At 71.4% G+C, this 16,445-nt stretch carries 18 protein-coding genes and 1 pseudogene; 10 read left to right on the forward strand and 9 right to left on the reverse strand.

Translation table 11 applies throughout. The annotated features are described in order from the left end of the window. Window positions 1-24: 24 nt before the first annotated feature. Window positions 25-1,344, forward strand: coding sequence for an RNA polymerase sigma factor (locus IG05_RS0123500; RefSeq protein ID WP_051790146.1), 1,320 nt, complete (start codon window positions 25-27; stop codon window positions 1,342-1,344). Here IG05_RS0123500 and IG05_RS0123505 read toward each other — a convergent pair. Next, window positions 1,292-2,458 (reverse strand): THUMP-like domain-containing protein, encoded by a 1,167-nt coding sequence (locus IG05_RS0123505; RefSeq protein ID WP_030345500.1) that lies wholly within the window; start codon window positions 2,456-2,458, stop codon window positions 1,292-1,294. The genes IG05_RS0123500 and IG05_RS0123505 overlap by 53 nt on opposite strands. A gap of 90 nt (window positions 2,459-2,548) precedes the next feature. Here IG05_RS0123505 and IG05_RS0123510 point away from each other — a divergent pair, with 90 nt between their 5' ends. The 4 genes from IG05_RS0123510 (at window position 2,549) to groL (ending at window position 6,572) form a co-directional block, all read left to right on the forward strand. Continuing rightward, entirely contained in the window at window positions 2,549-3,469 is a 921-nt protein-coding gene (locus tag IG05_RS0123510; RefSeq protein WP_030345502.1) for a polysaccharide deacetylase family protein, read from the forward strand. Further along, a complete protein-coding gene (locus IG05_RS0123515; protein ID WP_030345503.1) occupies window positions 3,466-4,278 on the forward strand; it encodes a polysaccharide deacetylase family protein in 813 nt (270 codons plus the stop codon). Before IG05_RS0123510 ends, IG05_RS0123515 begins: the two co-directional genes overlap by 4 nt. Window positions 4,279-4,523: 245 nt before the next feature. Beyond that, window positions 4,524-4,832 (forward strand): co-chaperone GroES, encoded by a 309-nt coding sequence (gene groES / locus IG05_RS0123520; RefSeq protein WP_004955293.1) that lies wholly within the window; start codon window positions 4,524-4,526, stop codon window positions 4,830-4,832. A 117-nt stretch (window positions 4,833-4,949) separates the two neighbouring features. Then, a complete protein-coding gene (groL, locus tag IG05_RS0123525; protein WP_030345504.1) occupies window positions 4,950-6,572 on the forward strand; it encodes a chaperonin GroEL in 1,623 nt (540 codons plus the stop codon). Window positions 6,573-6,804: 232 nt separating this feature from the next. On the opposite strand, the gene IG05_RS47055 is transcribed toward groL, so the two are convergent. From IG05_RS47055 to IG05_RS0123540, 3 genes are all read right to left on the reverse strand, one after another. After that, a complete protein-coding gene (locus IG05_RS47055) occupies window positions 6,805-7,233 on the reverse strand; it encodes a hypothetical protein (protein WP_030345505.1) in 429 nt (142 codons plus the stop codon). After that, entirely contained in the window at window positions 7,167-7,415 is a 249-nt protein-coding gene (locus IG05_RS45590; RefSeq protein WP_078894403.1) for a hypothetical protein, read from the reverse strand. Before IG05_RS45590 ends, IG05_RS47055 begins: the two co-directional genes overlap by 67 nt. A 423-nt stretch (window positions 7,416-7,838) precedes the next feature. Further along, window positions 7,839-8,285 carry an ATP-binding protein gene (locus IG05_RS0123540; RefSeq protein WP_051790149.1) on the reverse strand — a complete coding sequence of 149 codons (447 nt, stop codon included), beginning with the start codon at window positions 8,283-8,285 and terminating at the stop codon, window positions 7,839-7,841. Window positions 8,286-8,503: 218 nt separating this feature from the next. Between IG05_RS0123540 and IG05_RS0123545 the strand changes: the two genes are divergently transcribed. Together IG05_RS0123545 and IG05_RS0123550 are read left to right on the forward strand one after the other, a co-directional pair. Next, a complete protein-coding gene (locus IG05_RS0123545; protein ID WP_030345508.1) occupies window positions 8,504-10,141 on the forward strand; it encodes a restriction endonuclease fold toxin-2 domain-containing protein in 1,638 nt (545 codons plus the stop codon). Window positions 10,142-10,165: 24 nt separating this feature from the next. Further along, window positions 10,166-10,600 carry a hypothetical protein gene (locus tag IG05_RS0123550; protein ID WP_030345509.1) on the forward strand — a complete coding sequence of 145 codons (435 nt, stop codon included), beginning with the start codon at window positions 10,166-10,168 and terminating at the stop codon, window positions 10,598-10,600. 82 nt (window positions 10,601-10,682) lie between these two features. On the opposite strand, the gene IG05_RS49445 is transcribed toward IG05_RS0123550, so the two are convergent. Beyond that, on the reverse strand, window positions 10,683-11,357 hold the full coding sequence (locus IG05_RS49445; RefSeq protein ID WP_234335980.1) for a hypothetical protein: 675 nt from the start codon (window positions 11,355-11,357) through the stop codon (window positions 10,683-10,685). 227 nt (window positions 11,358-11,584) lie between these two features. Between IG05_RS49445 and IG05_RS0123560 the strand changes: the two genes are divergently transcribed. Beyond that, window positions 11,585-12,427 (forward strand): helix-turn-helix domain-containing protein, encoded by an 843-nt coding sequence (locus IG05_RS0123560; protein ID WP_030345512.1) that lies wholly within the window; start codon window positions 11,585-11,587, stop codon window positions 12,425-12,427. After that, a complete protein-coding gene (locus IG05_RS0123565; protein ID WP_030345514.1) occupies window positions 12,424-12,624 on the forward strand; it encodes a DUF397 domain-containing protein in 201 nt (66 codons plus the stop codon). Before IG05_RS0123560 ends, IG05_RS0123565 begins: the two co-directional genes overlap by 4 nt. 49 nt (window positions 12,625-12,673) lie before the next feature. Here the strand turns inward: IG05_RS0123565 and IG05_RS50655 are convergent. The 4 genes and pseudogenes from IG05_RS50655 to IG05_RS0123585 all read right to left on the reverse strand — a co-directional run. Then, window positions 12,674-13,027: pseudogene (locus IG05_RS50655) on the reverse strand (DUF7008 domain-containing protein); the annotation flags it as partial. A gap of 48 nt (window positions 13,028-13,075) precedes the next feature. Then, window positions 13,076-13,783, reverse strand: a complete 708-nt coding sequence (locus tag IG05_RS0123575; protein ID WP_030345517.1) for an ester cyclase — start codon at window positions 13,781-13,783, stop codon at window positions 13,076-13,078. 73 nt (window positions 13,784-13,856) lie between these two features. After that, complete coding sequence (locus IG05_RS0123580) at window positions 13,857-14,630, reverse strand: SDR family NAD(P)-dependent oxidoreductase (protein WP_030345519.1); 774 nt, start codon at window positions 14,628-14,630, stop codon at window positions 13,857-13,859. A gap of 74 nt (window positions 14,631-14,704) precedes the next feature. Continuing rightward, complete coding sequence (locus IG05_RS0123585) at window positions 14,705-15,373, reverse strand: MOSC domain-containing protein (protein WP_030345521.1); 669 nt, start codon at window positions 15,371-15,373, stop codon at window positions 14,705-14,707. An 80-nt stretch (window positions 15,374-15,453) separates the two neighbouring features. Here IG05_RS0123585 and IG05_RS0123590 point away from each other — a divergent pair, with 80 nt between their 5' ends. After that, entirely contained in the window at window positions 15,454-16,362 is a 909-nt protein-coding gene (locus IG05_RS0123590) for a LysR family transcriptional regulator (RefSeq protein WP_030345522.1), read from the forward strand. The last annotated feature ends 83 nt before the right edge of the window (window positions 16,363-16,445 follow it).

Below are 16,445 nucleotides of genomic sequence, written 5' to 3' on the forward strand. Positions count from 1 at the left end.
GCCTTCCCGCACCCGGGGTGTTGCATGTGGGCTGTGGAAACACAGCCCACCGCGGCACACGCGATCGAGACCGTCTTCCGCCTGGAGTCGCCCCGTGTGATCGCCGGCGTCGCCCGGCTCGTCCGTGACGTCGGCATCGCCGAGGAACTGGCGCAGGACGCGCTCGTCGCCGCCCTGGAGCGGTGGCCCCGGGACGGGGTGCCGGACAACCCCGGCGCCTGGCTCATGGCCACCGCCCGGCACCGGGCCGTCGACCTGATCCGGCGCCGCGAGACCTACGCCCGCAAACTCGCCGCGATCGGCCGGGACCTGGAGACGGCCCCGCCCGCGTACGACGAACCCGCCGACCCGGACGACATCGACGACGACCTGCTCCGGCTGGTCTTCACCGCCTGCCACCCGGTGCTGTCCCCGCAGGCCCGCACCGCGCTCACCCTGCGCCTGCTCGGCGGCCTCACCACCGCCGAGATCGCCCGCGCCTGCCTGGTGCCGGAGCCGACGATCGCCCAGCGCATCGTCCGCGCCAAGCGCACCCTGGCCGCGAAGAACGTCGCCTTCGAGGTGCCGTACGGACCCGACCGCGAGGCCCGCCTCGGCTCCGTGCTGGACGTCATCTACCTGATCTTCAACGAGGGGTACGCGGCCACCGCCGGCGACGACTGGCTGCGTCCCGGCCTGTGCGAGGACGCGCTGCGGCTGGCCCGGGTGCTGTCCGCGCTGATGCCCGGGGAGCCCGAGGTGCACGGCCTGACCGCGCTGCTGGAGTTCCAGGCGTCCCGCGCCGCCGCCCGCACCGGCCCCGACGGCGCACCGGTGCTGCTGAAGGACCAGAACCGGCGCCGCTGGAACCGCATGCTCATCGCGCGCGGGGTCCACGCCCTCGACCGCGCCGGGGCCACCGCGAGCGGCCCGCCCGGGCCGTACACCCTCCAGGCCGCCATCGCCGCCTGCCACGCGCGCGCGTACACGTACGAGGAGACCGACTGGCGCGCCATCGCCACCCTGTACCGGCTGCTGGCCGTCCGCGCGCCGTCCCCGGTGGTCGAGCTGAACCGCGCGGTCGCCGTGTCGATGGCCGACGGCCCCGCGGCGGCCCTGGAGCTGGTGGACGCCCTCGCCGCCGATCCCGCGCTGCGCGACTACCACCTGCTGCCCAGCGTCCGCGGCGACCTGCTGTCCCGCCTCGGCCGCACCGCCGAGGCCCGCGCGGAGTTCCTCCGTGCGGCGGGCCTCACCCACAACGAGCGGGAGCGGCAGCTGCTGCTGCGCAGGGCGGGGGAGTGCGCCGGCGTCAGCGCAGCGGACGGCCGATCAGCATCGTCGGCGCCCCGGCGACCCGGGTGAGGAACACGGTGGCCGCGTTCGGCCCCTGCGGCCGTACCTTGCGGCGCAGTTCCTCCGGCTCCACCGCCGAGCCGCGCTTCTTCACGGTCAGCGTGCCGACCTCGCGCTCGCGCAGCAGGGCCTTCAGCTTCTTGACGTTGAACGGGAGCCGGTCGGTGATCTCGTAACCGGTGGCGTACGGCGTGGTCCGCGGCTCGTCGGCCGTGACGTAGGCGATGGTCGGGTCCAGCAGCCCGCCGCCGACCTCCTCGGCCACCTCGGCGACCAGGTGGGCGCGGATCACGGCACCGTCCGGCTCGTACAGGTAGCGCCCCACCGGCCGTACCGCGGGATCGGGCAGCCCGCGGCCGAGCAGGGTGCGCGGGCCGGGCAGCAGGGTGGCCCGCACGGCGCCCGGCGCGCCGGTCCCGAACCACAGCACCGCCTCCTTCACGTCCCCGCCGTCGGAGATCCACTCGGCCTCCGCCGCCGCCGGGACCACCTCGTGCGGGATGCCCGGCGCGATCTTCAGCGCGGCCCGGGGCGCCGCGAGCGCGGTCCCGACCGCCCAGGACAGCGGCGGCGAGTACGCCTCCGGGTCGAACACCCGGCCGCGTCCGCCCCGGCGCGCCGGGTCCACGAACACCGCGTCGTACCCGGCGGTGTCCACCTCCGTGACGTCGGCCTCCCGAACCTCGATGAGCCCGGCCAGCCCCAGCGCCTCGGCGTTCGCCCGGGCCGTCGCGGCGGTGACCGGGTCCCGGTCCACGGCCAGTACCCGGATCCCGGCCCGCGCCAGCGCGATCGCGTCCCCGCCGATCCCGCAGCACAGGTCGGCGACCGAGGTCACGCCCAGCTCCCGCAGCCGTCCCGCCCGGTACGCCGCCACGCTCGCCCGGGTCGACTGCTCGACCCCGTTCGGGGTGAAGAACATCCGCCCGGCGTCCTCGGCCCCGAACTTCGCCACCGCCCGCTGCCGCAGCCGGGCCTGGCCGAGCGCGGCCGAGACCAGCTCGGCCGGGTGGTCGCGGCGCAGCCGGGTGGCCACGGCCAGTTCCCGCGCGGGCTCGGTGTCCCGCACCTCGTCGAGGAGGGCGCGGCCTTCGGGGCTGAGGAGCAGAGCGAGGTCGTTCACCGGGTCATTGTGGGCCAGTCGGTGGATGGTGCGCCCGGCGCGGCGGTGTCGGCCGGGATCGCGGGCCGGGTCCTGCGAGGATCCGGCAGCATGCGAGCAGTAGTACAAAATGACAAAAAGCGGGCGCGGCTCGCCGTGAGCACCTCCCGCAGGACGGCCGGGGGCTCCGCGGCCCTCACCCTGGCCGCCGCGGCCCTCCTCTCCGGCTGCGGCGGCGGCACCGGACCCACCGCCGGCCACGGCGGGCCCGCCCGGGCCGTGGACCCCCGGGCCCGCGCGGCCGCCGAACACGCCCGGCTGGCCGCCGCCGCCCGCCGCTGGGGCCTGGACCGCGTCCCGCTCACACCCCCCGCACCGCCGGCGAGGAAACCGGAGATCACCCCCCGGGACGGCTTCGAGGTGGACGGCCAGCAGGAGGACGGCCTCCCGCCGGTCTTCACCACGATCCCCACCAGGCAGCGGGTCGTCTTCCTCACCATCGACGACGGCGCCGAGAAGGACCCGGCCTTCCTGCGCATGATGAGCGAGCTGAAGGTGCCGTACTCGGCCTTCCTCAGCAACTACCTCGTCAAGGACGACTACGGCTACTTCCGCCGGATGCAGGCCCAGGGCGTGACCCTCAACAACCACACCCTCACCCATCCCTACCTGCCCGGCCTGACCTACGAGGAGCAGAAGGACGAGATCTGCGGGATGCAGGCCGTCATGAAGAAGCAGTTCGGCAAGGCGCCCACCGTGTTCCGGCCGCCGTACGGCAACTACAACGGCGACACCCTGCGCGCCGCCAAGTCCTGCGGGATCAAGTACGCGCCGATCTGGGACGAGGAGGTCTTCGTCGACCACTGGGAGTACCGCGACTGGGACCGCAGCCTGCACCCCGGCGACATCGTCCTCACCCACTTCCGCGGCCGGGACGACTGGGACGGCACGATGGTCGACGACATGCGCCGCTTCCTGAACAAGGTCACGCGCGAGGGCTACGCCGTGGCCCGCCTGGAGGACTACCTGTGAGGCGCCTGCGGGGCCCGGCCGCGGTCCTCGCCCCGGCCCTGCTCCTGACGGGCTGCGCCCAGTCCGTCGACCCCATCGAACGCCTCGGCAAGAAGGCCGCCGAAGGGGTGCGCCCGCACGCCACCGCACCCGGCCCCCGCTACCGGCACTGGGGCCTGACCCGGCCGCTCGCCCGCTCCCCGGCGCACCCGGCCCGCCCGCTCGCCGAGCACCCGGGGGCCTTCGCCCTGCCCCCGGTCGCCGACCACGTCCGCACCCGCGACCCGGTCGTCTTCCTCACCTACGACGACGGCGCCGAACGCGACCCCCGCTTCGTCGACATGGTCCGCGACCTCCGGCTCCCGGTCACCCTGTTCCTCACCGACAGCGTCGCCGCCCCCGGCTACGGCCACTTCGCCCGCCTGCACGCGCTCGGCGCCGGCATCGAGAACCACACCGTCGACCACCGGGCGCCGGCCGGACTGCCGTACGCCGGCCAGCGCGCCGAGATCTGCGGCCAGCAGGACCGCCTGCGCACCCGCCTCGGCGTCACCCCGCGCCTCTTCCGCCCGCCCTACGGCTCCTACGACCGCACCACCCGGCGCGCGGCAGCCGGCTGCGGCATCACCGCCCTCGTCCTGTGGCGCGCCGCCCTCACCCCGGCCGGGCTCACCTACACCCACGGCCCCCACCACCTGCGCCCCGGCGACATCGTCCTGGTCGGTCCGGACGAGTCGACGGGCCCCTCCCTGCGGGAACGCACGGTCCAGGTGGTGCGGCAGGCCCAGGACAGGGGACTGACGGTGGGACGCCTGGAGGACTACCTCTGAATCCCGGCCCGGCAGACACGGCCCCGGAGCGCTCGCGCGGGCCGTCCGTGGCCGACGCGCCACACGGCAACTGGCACTCCGCTTGACCGAGTGCTAATCCCGGTCATAGTCTCGGGTCTGGCACTCCCCCCTGGAGAGTGCCAGATAAACGCGACGGGCAGGTCCGGCACCCGCGACGACGGATCGACCTGGTCGCCACCTCAGACAGTTAACCCCGTGAGATCTCCGAAGGGGGAGGTCGGATCGTGACGACCGCCAGCTCCAAGGTTGCCATCAAGCCGCTCGAGGACCGCATCGTGGTCCAGCCGCTGGACGCCGAGCAGACCACGGCCTCTGGCCTGGTCATCCCGGACACCGCGAAGGAGAAGCCCCAGGAGGGCGCCGTCCTCGCCGTGGGCCCGGGCCGGTTCGAGAACGGCGAGCGTCTGCCGCTCGACGTCAAGGTCGGCGACGTCGTCCTCTACAGCAAGTACGGCGGCACCGAGGTGAAGTACAACGGTGACGAGTACCTCGTCCTCTCGGCTCGCGACGTCCTCGCGATCATCGAGAAGTAATCACCTCAAGCGACTCTCTGCTTGAAGCTGCGCCCCTGGCCCCCGCGATCGATATGAAGCCGGGCGCCCGGGGCGCGGCGTTTTCACCCACAGATTTCCGAGAGGGCTCCCGCTGCCATGGCGAAGATCCTGAAGTTCGACGAGGACGCCCGTCGCGCCCTTGAGCGCGGCGTCAACAAGCTTGCCGACACCGTCAAGGTGACGATCGGCCCCCGCGGCCGCAACGTCGTCATCGACAAGAAGTTCGGCGCCCCGACCATCACCAACGACGGTGTCACGATCGCCCGCGAGGTCGAGATCGAGGACCCGTACGAGAACCTCGGCGCCCAGCTGGTGAAGGAGGTGGCGACCAAGACCAACGACATCGCTGGTGACGGCACCACCACCGCCACGGTCCTCGCCCAGGCGCTGGTCCGCGAGGGTCTGAAGAACGTCGCCGCCGGTGCCTCCCCGGCCGCCCTGAAGAAGGGCATCGACGCCGCGGTCAAGGCCGTCTCCGACGACCTGCTGGCCTCGGCCCGCCCGATCGACGAGAAGTCCGACATCGCCGCCGTCGCCGCGCTGTCCGCCCAGGACCAGCAGGTCGGCGAGCTGATCGCCGAGGCGATGGACAAGGTCGGCAAGGACGGTGTCATCACCGTCGAGGAGTCCAACACCTTCGGCCTCGAGCTGGACTTCACCGAGGGCATGGCCTTCGACAAGGGCTACCTGTCGCCGTACTTCGTGACGGACCAGGAGCGCATGGAGGCCGTCCTGGAGGACCCGTACATCCTCATCCACCAGGGCAAGATCTCCGCCATCACCGAACTGCTGCCGCTGCTGGAGAAGGTCATCCAGGCCGGCTCCTCCAAGCCGCTGCTGATCATCGCCGAGGACCTTGAGGGCGAGGCCCTGTCGACCCTGGTCGTCAACAAGATCCGCGGCACCTTCAACGCCGTCGCGGTGAAGGCCCCCGGCTTCGGCGACCGCCGCAAGGCGATGCTGCAGGACATGGCCGTCCTCACCGGCGCCACCGTCATCTCCGAGGAGGTCGGCCTCAAGCTCGACCAGGTCGGCATCGACGTGCTCGGCTCCGCCCGCCGCGTCACCGTCACCAAGGACGACACCACGATCGTCGACGGCGCCGGCAAGTCCGAGGACGTGCAGGGCCGCATCGCCCAGATCAAGGCCGAGATCGAGAACACCGACTCCGACTGGGACCGCGAGAAGCTCCAGGAGCGCCTCGCGAAGCTGGCCGGCGGCGTGTGCGTGATCAAGGTCGGCGCCGCCACCGAGGTGGAGCTGAAGGAGAAGAAGCACCGTCTGGAGGACGCCATCTCCGCGACCCGCGCCGCGGTCGAGGAGGGCATCGTCTCCGGTGGTGGCTCCGCCCTGGTCCACTCCTCCAAGGTCCTCGAGGGCAACCTCGACAAGACCGGCGACGAGGCCACCGGTGTCGCGGTCGTCCGCAACGCCGTGGTCGAGCCGCTGCGCTGGATCGGCGAGAACGCCGGCCAGGAGGGCTACGTCATCGTGTCCAAGGTCAAGGACCTGGACAAGGGACAGGGCTACAACGCCGCCACCGGCGAGTACGGCGACCTGATCAAGGCCGGCGTCATCGACCCGGTCAAGGTCACCCGCTCCGCCCTGGAGAACGCCGCCTCCATCGCCTCCCTGCTGCTCACGACCGAGACCCTGGTCGTCGAGAAGAAGGAAGAGGAGCCGGAGGCCGCCGGCCACAGCCACGGCCACGCGCACTGAGCGCTGCGCTGAGCTGAGGTGCCCAGTGCCCCCTCGGGGGTGCTGGGCACCTTGCGTTGCCGTGTCCGGGCGGGTTGGGCTGGTCCTCCGCATCCTCGCCGGAAGGATCCGGGCAACACTCACGGCGATCGGAGGAAGCGCACTGGCTCCGTGAGCGCCGCTCGGGCTCCCTCCTCGTCCGCCAGGCGGGCCGCGAGCGTAGCCTCCGCGAGCCGCTGGGGCAGGGCCTCGTTCAGGCCCCGGACCGCACGGGCGTCCACCTCGGGAAGGGCCAGGCCAGGCCCGGCCCGGCGTCCGCGACGGCCGTCCGCCAGGACTCCCGCGTCACATCGTCGCGCAGGCGGACGAAGCGGTCGTCGACGAAACGGTGGCGCAGGACGACGGACGGCAGCGATGCGGCCAGCGTGGCATTCGCCCGGTGACCGGCCCACGTCCACCAGCGCACGTCGTCGTCACTGCGGCGGGTCATGACGGTCCCTGCCGGGTGCACCACGGCCAGGTGCGCTTCCCGGGCCTCGGCGAGCTTCGCCTCACCCCGGCGGGTGAGCCGCACCGGGGGATCGGCGCCCAGCAGGACCTCGCGGGCGGCCCGGGTCAGTGAGAAGGAACGGACGCGGTCCGGACCGAACCCGCTCCACTTGGCGCGTCCGCCCTCGTCCACGGGCTGCCGTCGACGTTGAGCAGCCGTTCGAGCATGGTGACGAACCGCTGCGGGTTGCGTTCGGACTTTCCGGTGGCGGCCTGGGCGGCCGCCGCGACGGCGGCCGGGGACAGCTTGTCACCAGCCTCGATCAACGCGTCGAGGGCTGCGGCCACGGCCGTGTTGGTGGGCGCGTTCCGCACGAACTCACGCTAGGTTTCGAAGGGCTTGCTGCGCACCGTCTGTTCACCGCGCGTGCTGTGTCCCGGCTGCGGGAACAGCCCTTCGGGCTGGGGCTGTTGCTTGCGCGTCGCCCTGGCACGGGGGGTGCGGGCTCATGTGGTTCCGCGACGTACTCCTCGACCCGTCCGGCAGAGTTCCCCGCGAACCCCTGGGACAGCTCGACCTTGAAATCGCCGGCGTACACGTCCTCCTTGATGTCGAGGACGTCCCTCAGTACGACGGTGTCGCCGCCTCTGGCCATCAATGAGGAGACAGTGAGCGCTTGCGGCACGGGGGAGCGTAGGCGGCCGGGCCGGAGGCCGGCGATCAGGGCCCCGGCGCTCCGTGTCGGCCGTCCGGCTCGGGCGTCCAGCGCCTCGGGCCGGGACGTCGGCCGGGTTCCGTCACCGAGCCTCACCGGACACGACGGCCCACACGGTCTTGCCGGGCGCTCCGGCGCGAGGTGCCGTGCCCCACTCCTTGGCGAGCGCCGCGACCAGGAAAAGACCGCGACCACCGTCCCCGTCGGCGGGGGCGTCCCGGGCGACGGGCAGACGCTCCCCACGGGTGTCGCTCACCTCCACCCGCACCCGTCCGGCCTCGGCGCTCAACCGCAGCTCGGCATCGCGCCCGGGGACCCGTCCGTGAGTGACGGCGTTGGCGGCCAGCTCGGCGACGAGCAGCTCGACCGTGTCGTGCACGGGTGTGCCGTAGGGCCAGCCCCAGGCGTCCATCTGCTGGGAGGCGAGACGCCGGGCGAGCCGGGCGCCGCGCGGAGTCGCCGTGAACCGCAACGTGAAGCCGGTCTCGGGGCCCGGCCCTGGAGTGATGCTGTGGGGAGGGGTGGTCATGCGCCCAAGGTTTTCGTTCCCAGACGCGTCTGACCAGGGAAGACAGCACTACGGCCCCAGGTTGTAGGGGGGTGGTGGCTTGGTGTGGGGGTCGTCGGGGAGAGCGATTCCTGGAGAGATGCTCTTTGGCTTGCCGCGCCGCTGCCTTCCGGACCTTTGTGCGATGGAACGGAGATCCGATCATCCTGCTTGCGGGCGAGTGAGTGCTGGGGGAACGCGTGGGGCTGTCACCAGACCTGAAGCTGATCGTGGAGGGCATGGTCAAGGCGTCCATGGGCATGGTGGACACGGTCATGGTCGGCACCCGGGACACGGCCATCGCGCTCTTCCACGAACTCGACCGGCAGCACGGCATGGCCGGGGACGACGACGCGGGACGCGCGTTCGCGAAGGTGTACGAGTCCGCGGCTGCCACGACACTCGACATGATCGGCTTCAGCGCCTACGTGATGGGCGAGACGGGCAAGGGGCTGATGCGCACCTGCCGGGAGTTGATGGCGCAGGAGAGCAGCATCGCCTCGGCGATCCTCGGCCGGCAGGTGGACCTGACCTACCGGATGGGCGACCCCGCTGCGGACTGCTCCGAGAGCTTCCTCGGGCGCGGGCAGGAGCTTTCGGAGGTCGTCGGCGAGACCGCCTGGTACGACCAGTACGCGCCTGCCGGAATGAGCGACCGCTTTCGTGGTTCTCCGGAGAAACTGCGGGACGTGGCCGGTACCTGGCGCCGCGGGGCGAAGCTGATGACGCGCTTCCTGGAGGACGCGCAGGTGTACGCCCATACCGCGGACAAGGCCCATTCCGGGGAGGCCGCGGACGCGTTCCATAGCTACTTCAAAGGCTTCGTCGGCTTCGCGGCCCCGCCGGAGCGAGCCCATCCGGACGAGCCGCTGGTCGCCAACCTCGTGGCGGCCTGCACCCAATTGGCGAAGGCGTGCGAGCGGTATGCCGATCATGTCGAGGCGGCAAAGAGGCAGATCACCAAGGACCGGGTGGACCCCTTCCACGTGGACATGCCGTGGGACTCACCCATGTTCGGCGGCAACGGTGACGACGGCGGCCTCCTCGATGCCGTGCTCGGGGACCCGTGGATCCACCGGCTCGGCGACGTGGCCCATTCCCTCGACGGATCCGAGAAGCGCGTCAAACTCCCGCAGGGTTCCGGCGGCGCGCCCGGCCTCCCGGGCGTGCCCCTGCTACCGGTCCCCGAACCCGTGACCGTTCCCGTACCGCTGGCTCTCGCGTCGTACAAGGGCGGTCTGCCGGGCGTCATACCTGCTGTCTACCGGGACCCCGACCCCAGCCTCCCGTTCAAGGACCCCCTGCCGCCGGAGCCGGGAACCACCCGCTTGCTCAGCACCGGTGAACGGAAGGAGTTCGAGGCGTGGGTGAACACGCTGCGGCCCATGGGATTCGGCGGGAAGGGCACCAGCACGACCGACCCCGCCAACGCCTACCAGCTGCGGACCGCCGGGTACCCCGAACGGCTCATACCGCTCCCCGCGGAAGCACGTAAGGGAGCCATCGCAGCGGACGGAATGCGGCCGGCCGACGGTTACATGATCGACGCCAAGTATGTGAAGGACACCGACGACGAGTGCAAGAAGAACTCGTGGCGCACGCCCGACACCTTCGCGCTCGAAGACAAGTACGACAAGAACGGCAAGAAGAAGTGGAGCAAGAAGGACATCCTCGTCGGCAAGGACGAGGACGAACTCGACGACTACCGGCAGGCGATGACGCAGCACGAGCAGATCCGCGGCCTGGAGATCATCACCAACGACAATGACGCTGCCGCGTACTGGCAGACGCTCATGGCGGCACAGGGGGTCAAGGGCACCTCCCGGTACGTGCCCTGACCCCCGACGAAGAAGGACGCTGCTGTGGATCTCGACGAATACCAGACGACCTTCCTGCTCTACGCGCCCGCCAAGAACCCCGCCGGCTGGAACCTGGACCTGGCTGCCTTCGGCGCCGCCCTCGAAGCCGCGTTCCCCGAAGTGCGGTACGAGACCCGGCAGGGCAGGCAACTGCGCCTGTCCTTCTGGGCGGTGACGGCCGAAGGAACCGAGTTCACCGGCTTCGCCAGCAACGAAGGCAGGGACACGGTGGTTCTCGTGGACAACACCGCGGAAGAGGCGGCTGTGTTCATCACCTGGCTCCGTGACTCCTACGTCGCCTCTCCGGATCTGATCCGCTTCAGTTCCGAGCCGGCCGTGGAGGCGGGCATCGAGACGGACTGGCGCCTGCCCGCGGCCGGCGACACGGCGAGCATCGCCGAGGAGCTGAAGCATCACATCCAGGTCGTCGAACGCTGAGCCGTGGATCGGCGTCGCCTGTGGCGAACACGCTCAGGGACGCCGTCTTCCTCCTGGACAACGCGCGGCTGCCCAATGCGGACTACCACTTCGGCTTCGCGGTCGAATGCGCCCTTAAAAGCAGGGCAGGGTCGAGGTCGCGGTAGGCGTGGGCGAGGGCGCGGGCCGCGTCTAGGTGAGGGCCGGGATCGGGACGCTCGCTTTCCCGGTCCACCTCCGGGGCTTGCGCGGCTTGCGGGGCTGCCGTGGCGTGCGCGGCTTCGGGGGCTTCGGCGGGTGCGGAGGCATCGGCGGTGTCCTCGGGGGGCTTGGGGGGACGGTTGGGGGTGTTCACACAGGTGTCGCCATAGGGATGACCGTCGGTGGGCCGACCGGTCCGCTCACCGATCGCCGGATTGCGGGGACTCGGTGCGACGTGCGCGGATACGGGCGTCCGTCCCAGGAGCTTAGAGGCTTCCGCCTCGCTCAACGGCACGTTGGAGACGAGTTGTTGGGTCACCCAGTGACCGCCGGGCCCCTGGACGCGCCGCTCATGCACGAAGCCCTCGTCCTTGAGCTGGCGCTTGGCGCGGGTGAAGGCGCAGGCGCCGATGTTCGCACGTTCAGCCGTACGGGAGAGGGATTCTCGCGCGCCCTGGGGGAGCGAGAGTTGCCAGGTGAGAAGGCGTACGGCGTCGGAGGAGAGCCGGGGGTGCCGGATGATGTCGTGGGAGAACTGGGTGTAGGCGCGCGGGGGCGCGATATGGTGCCGGTACATCACTGTGGGAGCCCTAACTTCCACTGGTGGTTCAGGCCCTCGCGGACGGTCGCTAGCCGTCGCGAGGGCCGATTCATGTCGTGCTGCTGGGAGTGACGGTAGCGCACGCAAAGTGGCCAAGCGGACGCGTTGAGTGAAGAAAGCTTTCGCGTGGGGGCGTTCACTCACACGAGGCAACTTGTTCCTGTTGGGGCGTGGTTGGCGTACTGGCGTCCTACTGTGCGGTCATGGATACGGGTGCCGATTCGGGTACGGGTGGCGCCGAGCCGGACTCGAACGTCGAGTTCCTGCGCTGCTTCGGCCGGCAGATGAAGCTGCTGCGGGAAGCGGCCGGGCTGACTCAGCCGGAGCTGGGGAGCCAGGTCGGCTATGGCGAGGCGCAGATCGCGGCGGTGGAGCAGGGGCGGCGGATTCCCAAGCCGGAGCTGATCGACGCGGTGGACCAGGTGGTGGGGGCGCGGGGCGTGCTGGTGGCCATGAAGGACGAGGTGGCCAAGGCGCGGTATCCGTCTTTCTTCCGCAAGTTCGTCAGCTATGAGGCCGAGGCAGCCGAACTGCATGTGTACGACGCGCACTTGGTAAACGGGCTGTTGCAGTGCGAGGAGTACGCGCGAGCCGTCTTCGAGATGTGGCGCCCGTTATTGGATGCGGAAACGGTGGAGCAGCGGTTGACCGCTCGTTTGGACCGGCAGAAGCTGCTCTCGCGCCGTCCCAAACCGCTGCTGAGCTTCGTCATCGAGGAGCACGTCTTCCTGCGGCCCCTCGGCGGCAAGGAAGTGCACCGGGCCCAGTTGGAACACCTGCTGATGATGGGCCACGAACGAAACGTCGAGATCCAGGTCATGCCCACGGATCGCGATGAGCACGGCGGGGTAGCAGGGCCGTTTACGTTGATCCTTACGCGCTCAGGGCGCAGGATGGCTTACACGGAGGTGCAGAGCCACAGCACCCTGCACGCGGAACCGGCGAGGGTCCAGGGGTTCGAGTCGACGTATGGCGTTTTGAGGGCGCAAGCCAAGAACCCCAAGGAATCGCTGGCCTGGATCGAGAAGCTCTTAGGAGAGTTGTGAAGGCCAACGCCGATCAGGTAGCCGGGCTGACCTGGGTGAAGAGCAGCTACAGCGCGGGTGATGGCGGTCAGTGCGTGGAGGTCGCGGACGCGGGTACGGCCGTGTTGGTGCGTGACTCCAAGCGCCCGGAGGAAGCGTTTCTCTCCGTCGGCGCCGATGAGTGGGCGGCGTTCGTGTGCATGGCCGCGCGCGGCTGAACGGTGCGGTGGAGGGGCGGTCTGCTGCTGACCGCCCCTCTGCGCTTGCTTACTCGCTCTTCTTCTTGCGTCCGCCGGTCTTCTTCTCCGGACGCCATTTGACGAGGTCCGCCTCGGAGACCTCCGCGTCCGCGCGGCCCGAGTCGAGGGCGGCCTGGAACTCCTCGGCGGGATGGCCCTCCCACTCCTCGTCGTACTCGCCGTACCACTGGTGGACCCAGGGCACCACTTCCCGGAGCCCGGCGAGCAGGGGCACGAGCCGGGCGTCTTTCTTGTCCCAGCCGCCGACCTCGATCCGGCTCCGGATGAGACCGACCAGGGCGTCGGCCTGGTCGCGGTGGTTCCAGCCGGCCCAGCCGGGGAGGAGGGAGCCGTCCGACTCCAGGGAGGCGCCGGGGTAGCCGGAAGGCCGCTCGACGCCGAGCCCGCTGGTCGGGCCGCCGCACGTCCCCTACTGCTCCAGCGCGTCCAGCGCCCCCAGCTGCTGCATCAGTCCCAGCTGGTCGTGCTGCCACCAGATGTCGGCGATCTTGCCGTTGTCGGCGAACCGGAACAGCGCCAGCCCCGTCATGGCGACGCGCCTGCCGGTCGGTCCGATTCCCAGGAAGTCGCCCGTGTGCCTCGCGTTCCACGTCCACCGCGCGCAGGCCCGGTCGCCCTGGGCGATCACGTCCTCGACGGTGAACGCGAAGTCGAAGGCGCCGCGCCACATCCGGAACTCGGCGCGGGCGTGGTCGAGCCCGATGGTGTCCTGCGGGTTCACCGGGTCGTGGCTGTGGACGTCCTCGTCCAGCAGGTCGTTGAGCGGCGGCAGCTCGCCCGGGGCCGCGAGCGCCTCGAAGAACCGCCGGACGGTGTCCACCACCGGGTTCTCGTCCCGTACGACGTCCAGATCGACGAACGTCGGCATCTCGTCGCACAGCGCGAGCATCTTCCGGAAGATCCGGCCGGTCTCCGGGAGGTTCGAGTTCCGCATCGCGTCCTCGTACGACGGGAACTCCACCACTTCCACGACGTGCGACGCGTCGGAGCGGTCCGTGCCGACCAGCGCGTGCGTCGCCGTCCGCTTCCCCTTGGTCTGCTCGACCCAGTCGTCGATGAGCCGGTTCATCTCGTCCAGCCGGCTCGTCCTGCACTCGATGAGCTGTACGAAGGTCATGGCGCCGCCTCCGGCCCCCCTGGTCCGGTACCGTCCCGCCCATTTTCCCACCGGGACGGCCGCGCCACCGCCGCTACTGCGGCCCGTACTTGCGCCCCGTCCGGGAGCTGATCCCGCCCAGCAGCCCGCGCGGGGCCACCTTCACCAGCCCCATCAGCGCCTTGTAGCGGGGATCCGGGATGGACAGCGTCTTGCCGCGCGCGAGGTCGGCCAGGGCCGCCGCGACCAGCTTGTCGGCGTCCAGCCACAGCCAGCCCGGGATGTTGTCCGTGCCCATCCCGGCCCGCTGGTGGAACTCGGTGCGCACGAAGCCCGGGCACAGTGCCATCAGCCGGACCCCGGTGCCGGCCAGGTCCTTCGCCGCGCCCTGGGTGAACTGCACGACCCAGGCCTTGGAGGCGCCGTACGTGCCGCGCGGCACGAACGCGGCCACCGAGGCGACGTTCACCACCCCGCCCCGGCCGCGCTCGCGCATCGCACCGGCCGCCGCCGACGTCAGCCGGAGCACCGCCTCGCAGTGCACCTTGAGCATCCGCAGCTCGTCCGCCATCGCCACGTCCAGGTAACGGCCCTTGTTGCCGAAGCCGGCGTTGTTGATCAGCAGGTCGACCGGGTTCTTCCGGTCGCCGAGCCGGTCGGCGACCGCCTCGATGCCCTTGTCCTCGGACAGGTCGGCGGTCAGCACCTCCACCTCGATGCCGTGCCGGTCGTGCAGTTCCGTCGCCTGCTCGCGCAGCCGCTTGGTGTCCCGGGCCACCAGGACGAGGTCGTGCCCGTCCGCCGCCAGCCGGCGCGCGAACGCGGCACCGATCCCCGCGGTCGATCCCGTAATCAGAGACGTTGTCATGGCCCAAGGGTAGTGACCGGGAACGGCGGCCTCCGCTGACCGGCTCGTCCGGTCCGGCCGCCTCCTGACGCGGCTCAGGCCCCGTGTTCCGCCACGTACGCCCGGGCCCGCGCCAGCGTCTCGGTGTGCAGCGCCTCGCCCGCCGCGAGCAGCCGGGGCAGCAGCTCCCGCTCGGTGGTGACCGCGCGGAACTGCATCGTCGCCGTCACCCCGTGGTCCGGGCGGTGCACGATCTCGACCGGATCACCGGCCCGTATCTCGCCCGGCTCGATCACCCGGAGGTAGGCACCCGTTGCGCCCTTCTGTGTGAACCTCCTGACCCAGCCGCGTTCGCCCAGATGGCCCTGGAACGTGTTGCACGGGATGCGGCCCCCGGTCACCTCCAGCACCACCTCGGAGCCGATCCGCCAGCGCTCGCCGATCAGCGCCCCGGAGACGTCGAGACCGTCCGTCGTCAGGTTCTCGCCGAAGCAGCCGTTGGCCAACGGCCGGCCCAGTTCGCGCTCCCACACGTCGAGGTCCTCGCGGGCGTACGCGTACACCGCCTGGTCGTTCCCGCCGTGGTGGCGCGTGTCGCACACCGCGTCCCCGGCGAGTCCGCTCGCGCCGATCCCCTTGGGCCCCGGCGCCGCCACCCGCACGGGCCCGTCGGCCGGGCGCTTGTCGATGCCGGTCAGGCCCTCCGGCTGGCTGGTGTAGGCGACCTGCCGGAGGCTGCCCAGATTGACGGAGAGAAGCTTCATGCCCGCACGTTAAGTGATCGAGCCCCAAAGTGTCGACGCATTATCGGGCGCCACACCCAAGGCTGCCTTATGCTCAAGAGGTGATCGAGGCCCGTCATCTCCGCGTCCTGCGCGCCGTCGCCACCACCGGCTCCTTCTCCGCCGCGGGGCGCCAGCTGGGCTGCACCCAGCCGGCCGTCAGCCAGCAGATGAAGGCCCTGGAAACCTCGGTCGGCACCCCGCTGCTGGTGCGCAGCGGGCGCGAGATGCGCCTCACCCAGGCCGGCGAGGCCCTGGTCCGGCACGCCTCCGGGATCCTCGCGGGGCTCACCGCCGCCGAGGAGGAGGTCGCCGCCATCGCCGGGCTGCGCGCGGGCCGGGTCCGGCTGGTCTCCTTCCCCAGCGGCAGCTCCACGCTGGTCCCCACCGCCCTGGCCGCCCTGCGCGCCGCCCACCCCGGCACCCGGGTCTCCCTGGAGGAGGCCGAGCCCCCGCGGTCCGTCGAACTGCTCCGCGAGGGCGACTGCGACCTGGCCCTGGCCTTCCGCTACGAGGGCGCGGCGGTCGCGGAGGAGTGGGACGACCTCGTCGTACGCCCCCTGCTCACCGACCGCCTGGTCGCCCTGGTGCCCGAACGGCACCGGCTCGCGCGCGCGGAGGCCGTCGCGATCGGCGAGCTGGCCCAGGAGCCCTGGATCGCGGGCTGCCCGCGCTGCCGCGGCCAGCTGATCGAGGTGTGCGAGGGGGCCGGTTTCGCCCCGCGCATCGACTTCGCCACCGACGACTACCCGGCCGTGGTCGGCCTGGTCGGCGCGGGCCTCGGCGTCGCCGTACTGCCCCAGCTGGCCGTGGAGTCGGTACGGCCCCGGGGCGTGCGCACCGTGCGGCTGGAACCGGCGGTACGGCGGGAGATCGTCGCCCTCACCCTGCCCGACCTGGCACAGGTGCCGGCCGTGTCGGCGACGCTGGAGCAACTGGCCCGGGCGGCGCGTCCGGCCGGGCGTGGCTAGGGGCTGGTGCGGCCAGGGACCGGTGCGGGTCGGGGGCCGGTGCGGGTCGGGGGTCACGCGGAGCGGGCCACGGGCACGCGCGT

It is taken from the genome of Streptomyces sp. NRRL S-1022 (genome assembly GCF_000720135.1).
Taxonomy (GTDB): domain Bacteria; phylum Actinomycetota; class Actinomycetes; order Streptomycetales; family Streptomycetaceae; genus Streptomyces.